Annotated in this window: 6 protein-coding genes; 3 read left to right on the top strand and 3 right to left on the bottom strand. The window is 67.6% G+C overall.

The annotated features are described in order from the left end of the window. Positions 1-36 precede the first annotated feature (36 nt). Entirely contained in the window at positions 37-405 is a 369-nt protein-coding gene (locus AX685_RS02485; RefSeq protein ID WP_066485077.1) for a PRC-barrel domain-containing protein, read from the top strand. Between the two features lie 11 nt (positions 406-416). Next, a complete protein-coding gene (locus AX685_RS21355) occupies positions 417-566 on the top strand; it encodes a hypothetical protein (RefSeq protein WP_156445620.1) in 150 nt (49 codons plus the stop codon). A gap of 6 nt (positions 567-572) precedes the next feature. Here AX685_RS21355 and AX685_RS02480 read toward each other — a convergent pair whose 3' ends face one another. Both AX685_RS02480 and uvrB read right to left on the bottom strand, forming a co-directional pair. Further along, entirely contained in the window at positions 573-1310 is a 738-nt protein-coding gene (locus tag AX685_RS02480) for a TonB family protein (RefSeq protein ID WP_082740456.1), read from the bottom strand. A gap of 45 nt (positions 1311-1355) precedes the next feature. Further along, positions 1356-3551, bottom strand: coding sequence for an excinuclease ABC subunit UvrB (uvrB, locus tag AX685_RS02475; RefSeq protein ID WP_066485080.1), 2196 nt, complete (start codon positions 3549-3551; stop codon positions 1356-1358). 205 nt (positions 3552-3756) lie between these two features. Between uvrB and AX685_RS02470 the strand changes: the two genes are divergently transcribed. After that, positions 3757-4596, top strand: coding sequence for a ferredoxin--NADP reductase (locus AX685_RS02470; protein ID WP_066485075.1), 840 nt, complete (start codon positions 3757-3759; stop codon positions 4594-4596). Between the two features lie 165 nt (positions 4597-4761). Here AX685_RS02470 and paoC read toward each other — a convergent pair. Further along, positions 4762-6784: aldehyde oxidoreductase molybdenum-binding subunit PaoC (gene paoC / locus AX685_RS02465; protein ID WP_066485073.1), on the bottom strand; the 2023-nt coding region annotated here is incomplete at its 5' end.

Below are 6784 nucleotides of genomic sequence, written 5' to 3'. Positions count from 1 at the left end.
GTTTGATCCATCGCAAGTTCGACAGCCGGAGGTTCCATGTCCGACGCCACGCCGACCCAGATCCTGGTGCAGGCCAATCTTTCCGAAACGATGAAGGTCGACAGCCGCGACGGCGATCACCTGGGGTCGGTCCATGCCTTCATGGTCCACAAGGGGTCGGGGCGCACGACGCACGCGGTGCTCAGCCTGGGCGGCTTCCTGGGCATGGGCAAGAGCTTCTACCCGCTGCCCTTCTCGCTGCTGCAATATGATCCGGTGCGCGACGGCTTCGTCGTGACGATCGACAGGCGGATGCTGGAGGGTGGACCGAGCTGGGCGAACAACGCACCGGTGTTCGACCAATCCTATGCCGATCGCGTCGCCAGTTACTATCAGGTCGGCGGCGAGAATCTGGCGGTCGGGTGAGGAGCGGTACGATGACGACGACAAAGCGCGACGGCGACAATGCGATGCAGGAAGCGGTCGAGGAATTGCTGACCGATCCCGATTCGCCCGACAAGGGCAACACCAATCCGCCGCAGACGATCGATGCCGAGCCGGAGGACGAGGCGTCCGGCGATCGGTAAGCGCCCTCAACGATCCGGCTCGATCACCCATTGATGGTTCTCGACGATCCACGCCGGCACCGCGCGTCCGTCCGCATCGCGTGACGGGCGGTAGCGGAAGCGCTGTTCGATCAGGCGGCAGGTGGTCGCGTCCAGTGTCGCGTTGCCGCTCGATCGGGTAACGCTGCAATCACGCACCCGCCCGTCGACCCACACCAGGAACTTGACCGACACGGTGCCCTGGAAGCCCGCCTCGCCGACATCCCCCGGATAATCGGCATCGCGCAGCCGCCCGCGGATATGCACCGGCGGCGTCTCGTCCATCCCGCCGCCATCGCCGTCACCCCAGCCGCCGCTCCCCGTGCCGTCGCCCACGCCGCCGGCACCCGTCCCGGGACCGACGCGCGTGGTTGCGCCCTGCGTCGCGTCATCGCCCGCGAACGGCTTGAGCGCGACGGTGATCGGGGGCGGGGGCAGGGGCACGACGACGATCGGCCGCGGCGCGGCGACCTGCGTCGCCTGCGACCGGATATTGGGCGGCGCCGCGCGACCCGACGGGCGTGACACCGCCGTCTTCTTCGGCACCACCTTTTCCGCCGGGCGCGGCGGTGGCGGGGCGACGCGGAAGATCGCGAGGCCTTCGTCGAGCGGAGCGCGCATCATCCCACCGGCCAGCCCGTTGAGCAGCGCCCAGCCGATCGCCGCGGTCAGCACCCCGGCGGCGACCGCCGATCCGATCCGTTCCTGGCGTGGCGCTGCGTACATAACACCCACGCTACCGCGATCCGGCTGAACGCAGGCTGATGCGCGTCACCGCGCCCCGCGCGCGCCGCCGAACTTGCGCTGGGTCTTGCCGAAGCGGGTCTTGCGCGTGCCCGGCTTGCCTTCGTTGCTGCGCCCCATCACCGGCGCCTTGTGCTGCTCGACCGGCAGGCCCAGCTCTTCCTGTTCCAGCTGGCGGATTTCGTCGCGCAGGCGACCGGCCTCTTCGAACTCCAGATCCGATGCGGCCTTGCGCATCTTCTTCTCCAGCTCCTCGATATAGGCGCGCAGATTGTGGCCGACCATGTGCGGGCGCTGCTCGTCGATCTCGACCGTCACCTGATCCTGCGAGGCGACGTGCGCGATGATGTCGCCGATGTTGCGGCGGATCGTGGTCGGGGTGATGCCGTGTTCGCGGTTGTACGCCTCCTGCTTTTCGCGGCGGCGCGCGGTTTCGTTCATCGCGCGCTCCATGCTGCCGGTGATGCGGTCGGCGTAGAGGATCACGCGCCCCTCGACGTTGCGCGCCGCGCGCCCGATCGTCTGGATCAGCGACGTTTCGGAACGCAGGAACCCTTCCTTGTCGGCATCCATGATGCACACCAGCCCGCATTCCGGGATGTCCAGCCCCTCGCGCAGCAGGTTGATGCCGATCAGAACGTCATACACCCCCAGCCGCAGGTCGCGGATCAGCTCGATCCGCTCCAGCGTCTCCACGTCGGAGTGCATGTAGCGCACGCGCACCCCGGCCTCGTGCATATACTCCGTCAGGTCCTCGGCCATCCGCTTGGTCAGCGTGGTGACGAGCGTGCGGAAACCCTTTTCGGCGGTCGCGCGGCATTCGACGATGCAATCCTGCACCTGTTCCTCGACCGGGCGGATTTCCACCGGCGGGTCGATCAGCCCGGTCGGGCGGATCACCTGTTCGGCGAAGACGCCGCCGGACTGTTCCATCTCCCACGACCCCGGCGTCGCCGATACGCACACCGTCTGCGGGCGCATCGCGTCCCATTCGTTGAAGCGCAGCGGGCGGTTGTCGATGCAGCTGGGCAGGCGGAAGCCGTATTCGGCCAGCGTGATCTTGCGCCGGTGGTCGCCGCGCGCCATCGCGCCGATCTGCGGCACCGTCTGGTGGCTTTCGTCGACGAACAGCAGCGCGTTTTCGGGCAGATATTCGAACAGCGTTGGCGGCGGTTCGCCGGGCAGGCGCCCGGTCAGGAAGCGGCTGTAATTCTCGATCCCGTTGCAGCTGCCGGTCGCGGCGATCATCTCCAGGTCGAAATGCGTGCGCTGCTCCAGCCGCTGGCGCTCCAGCAGCTTGCCCTCCGCCTCCAGCTCCTTCAGCCGCTCGGTCAGTTCGTGGCGGATCGCCTCGCTCGCCTGCTTCAGCGTCGGGCCGGGGGTGACATAGTGCGAATTGGCATAGACGCGGATCGACGACAGGCTCGCGGATTTCTTCCCCGTCAGCGGGTCGAACTCGACGATATCCTCGATCTCGTCACCGAAGAACGACACGCGCCACGCGCTGTCCTCATAATGCGACGGGAAGATTTCCAGATTGTCGCCCTTGACGCGGAAATTGCCGCGCTGGAACGCCGCGTCGTTGCGCTTGTATTGCAGTGCCACCAGCTTGCGCACGATCTCGCGCTGGTCGACCGACTGGCCCTTCTTCAGATCGAAGATCATCGCCGAATAGGTTTCGACCGATCCGATGCCGTACAGGCACGATACCGATGCGACGATCAGCACGTCGTCGCGCTCCAGCAGCGATCGCGTCGCCGAATGGCGCATCCGGTCGATCGCCTCGTTGATCGAGCTTTCCTTCTCGATATAGGTGTCGGAGCGCGGGACATACGCCTCCGGCTGGTAATAGTCGTAGTAACTGACGAAATATTCGACGGCGTTCTCGGGGAAGAAGCTCTTGAACTCGCCGTACAATTGCGCGGCCAGGATCTTGTTCGGCGCCAGGATCAGCGCGGGGCGCTGCAATTCCTCGATCACCTTGGCCATGGTGAAGGTCTTGCCCGAACCGGTGACGCCCAGCAGCACCTGGTCGCGCTCCCCCTGCCGCGCGGCGCCGACCAGCTCGGCGATGGCGGTCGGCTGGTCGCCCGACGGCTGATAGTCGCTGACCAGCTTGAACGGCTTGCCGCCCTCCACCTTGTCGGGGCGCTGCGGCCGGTGCGGGACGAAGCTGTCGCCGGTTTCGGGCTCGGCAAGGCTGGTGCGGATCTGGATCGCCATATGGGGGAATATGGGGAACATCGCCGCGCGCGCAACGACGGTGGACGGCGAAAGGCGCTGCGACCTGTTCGCAAAAAATGCTTGCATCCGCCAAGCCAAGCGTTTCTTGCGGTGGATCGGCGCAGCGGCCATCGGCACGCTCGTGAATTGGGCAGCCGCGGGCCATTGGCCGTCGCGACGGTTGCCGCGATGGAGATAGACAGAAGTGAGCATCGATGCGGGCGCGCCCGTCCTGATCCCGGAAAATGCCGCGTTCCAGACCGTGGCCGTGAAGTGGGTGCGCCACTGGAACGAGCATCTGTTCAGCTTCGCCGTCGAGCGGCCGGCGTCGTTCCGCTTCCGCTCGGGCGAGTTCGTGATGATCGGCCTGCCCGGTGAGGGCGAGGGGGTGGCGGGCAAGCCGCCCAAGCCGGTGATGCGCGCCTATTCGATCGCCAGCCCGTCCTGGGCCGAGGAGCTGGAATTCCTGTCGATCAAGGTGCCGGACGGCCCGCTGACCGGCCGGTTGCAGGCGGTGAAGCCCGGCGACCAATTGTACATGGGCAAGAAGCCGACCGGCACTTTGGTGCTCGATGCGCTGCTGGGCGGCAAGCGGCTGTTCCTGCTGTCGACCGGTACGGGGCTGGCTCCTTTCCTGAGCGTCGCGCGCGATCCGGAAGCCTATGAGCGGTTCGAGCAGGTGGTGATCGTCCACGGCGTGCGCCGCGTCGACGATCTGGCGTGGCACGACATGCTCAGCGAGCGGCTGGCCGACGATCCGCTGGTGTCCGACCAGGCCGCCGAGCAGTTCCATTACCTGCCGTGCGTCACGCGCGAGGAATTCCACACCATGGGCCGGATCACCACGCTGATCGAAGACGGCCGGCTGTTCGGCGCGCCGCTGGTCGGCGATACGCGCTTCAACCCGGAAACCGACCGCGTGATGCTGTGCGGATCGACCGCGATGATCCGCGAAACCGCCGGCATCCTGGAAGCGGCGGGGCTGACCGAAGGGTCGAACGCCAATCCCGGCCAATTCGTGATCGAGCGCGCGTTCGTCGACTGAGGGAAGCAGAACGTCACCCCCGGCAAAGGCCGAGGTCTTCGTGGGGCCGGCGATGCGCTCGCCCACCGGAAGATCCCAGCTTTCGCCGGGATGACGTTCAACGTCCGTGCTTCGGCGAAGGCCGGCGTCCAGGGCGGGCGGACGGCGGCCCGCCCGCCCGCCGGATCACACCCGCGCCATCGCCTTCAGCACCTTGTCCAGCGTCAGCGGATAGTCGCGGATGCGCACGCCGCAGGCGTTGTAGACCGCATTGGCGACCGCCGCGGCGGCGCCGCACAGGCCCAGTTCGCCGACGCCCTTGGCCTTCATCGGCGAGGTCTTGTCGTCGAGCGTGTCGAGGAACACCACTTCCTGATGCGGCACGTCGAGGTGCACGGGGACGTGATACTCGGCCAAGTCGTGATTGACGAAATAGCCGAAGCGCGGATCGACGACCGCATCCTCCATCAACGCCGCGCCGATCCCCATCGACATCCCGCCGATCACCTGGCTGCGCGCCGATACGGGGTTGAGGATGCGCCCGGCGTCGTACACGCCCGCCATGCGGCGCACGCGGATCTCGCCGGTGTGCGCATCGACGCCCGCCTCGACGAAATGCGCGCCGAACGTCGCCTGCGCATAATCGTCGTTGAGGCGTCCGAACTCGATCGTGTCCTCGCCGCTGATCCCCTCGTCGCCGGCGGCCTTCGCCAGATCGACCGAGCGCCCGCCGCCGCTGACCTTGCCGTCGGCGAAGGTGGCGCGATCGGGGTCGAAGCCCAGTTTCTGTGCGATGCGGCGACGCAGGTCGACGCACGCGGCATAGACGCCCGCGGTCGAGCTGTTGCCGCCCCATTGCCCGCCCGACCCGGCCGATTCGGGAAAGCGGCTGTCGCCCAGCAGGACGATGACCTTGTCGAGCGGCACGCCCATCATCTCCGCCGCGGTCTGCGCGATGATCGTATAGCTGCCGGTACCGATGTCGGTCATGTCGGTGGCGACGGTGACCACGCCCTTGCGGTCGACGCCGACGCGCGCGCCGCTCTTCATGTTCATGTTGTTACGGAACGCCGCGGCCATGCCCATGCCGACCAGCCAGCGCCCGTCGCGGACCGTGCCCGGCGTCGGATTGCGCCGCGACCAGCCGAAGCGCTGCGCGCCTTCCTCCAGGCAGCGCACCAGGTTGCGGTCCGAAAACGGTCGTTCGGGCTTTTCGGGATCGACCTGCGTGTCGTTGATGACGCGCAGGCGCACCGGGTCCATCCCCAGCTTTTCCGCCAGTTCGTCCATCGCGACTTCCAGCGCCATCATCCCCGGCGCCTCTCCGGGCGCGCGCATCGCATTGGCTTCGGGCAGGTCGAGCACCGCGAGCCGGGTCTCGGTCAGCCGGTTGGCGCCGGCGTAGAGCAACTGCGTCTGGTTGGCCGCCGTCTCCGGCCCGCCGCCGGGCAGGTCGCCCGACCACGTCTGATGCGCGATCGCGGTGATCTTGCCCGTCTTGTCCGCGCCCAGCCGGATGCGCTGGATCGTCGCGGGGCGGTGGGTGGTGTTGTTCATCACCTGCTGCCGGGCCAGCGCCACCTTGACCGGGCGCTTCGCCGCGCGCGCGGCCAGCGCGGCCATCACCGCGTCCGAGCGCACCCACAGCTTCCCGCCGAACCCGCCGCCGATATAGGGGGAGACGACGCGGATCTTCTCCTTCGGGATCAGCAGCGTCTCGCTCATGTCGCGCACCGCCCAGGCGATCATCTGGTTCGACGTCCACAGCGTCACCGTGTCGCCGTCCCACGCCGCGATGGTGGCGTGCGGCTCCATCATCGTGTGGCTCTGGTCGGGGGTGGTATAGGTGGCATCGACCGTCACCGGCGCCGCGGCGAAGGCGCGCGCAAAGTCACCCACCGCGGTCTTCATCTTGTCGCCCGGGGCGATCGGCGCGCCGGCCTTCGCCGCGGCCAGATTGTAGCGGCCCTTTGCGCGCGCATAGTCGACGCGCACCCGCTTTGCGGCGTCACGTGCCTGTTCGAACGTCTCGGCAACGACGATCGCCACCGCCTGATCGTAATGTTCGACCATCGGGCCGGCGAGCATCGTGGCGGTATGCGCCTTCGCCTTGCCCAGCTTGCCGGCGTTTTCGCGGGTGACGATCGCGATCACGCCGGGCGCGCGCTCGGCATCGGCGGTATCGATGCGCGCGATCCGCCCCTTGGCC

This window comes from Sphingomonas sp. CCH9-F2 (assembly GCF_001556735.1).
Classification (GTDB): Bacteria; Pseudomonadota; Alphaproteobacteria; order Sphingomonadales; family Sphingomonadaceae; genus Sphingomonas; species Sphingomonas ginsenosidimutans.
The sequence above is the reverse complement of the archived record's forward strand: the minus strand, read 5'-3'. Positions and strand labels throughout refer to the sequence as shown.

Excerpts from the sequence above, each read along its gene's own strand:
- uvrB (WP_066485080.1), bottom strand. The coding sequence starts at position 3,551 with ATGGCGATCCAGATCCGCACCAGCCTTGCCGAGCCCGAAACCGGCGAC.
- AX685_RS02485 (WP_066485077.1), top strand. The coding sequence starts at position 37 with ATGTCCGACGCCACGCCGACCCAGATCCTGGTGCAGGCCAATCTTTCC.
- AX685_RS21355 (WP_156445620.1), top strand. The coding sequence starts at position 417 with ATGACGACGACAAAGCGCGACGGCGACAATGCGATGCAGGAAGCGGTC.
- AX685_RS02480 (WP_082740456.1), bottom strand. The coding sequence starts at position 1,310 with ATGTACGCAGCGCCACGCCAGGAACGGATCGGATCGGCGGTCGCCGCC.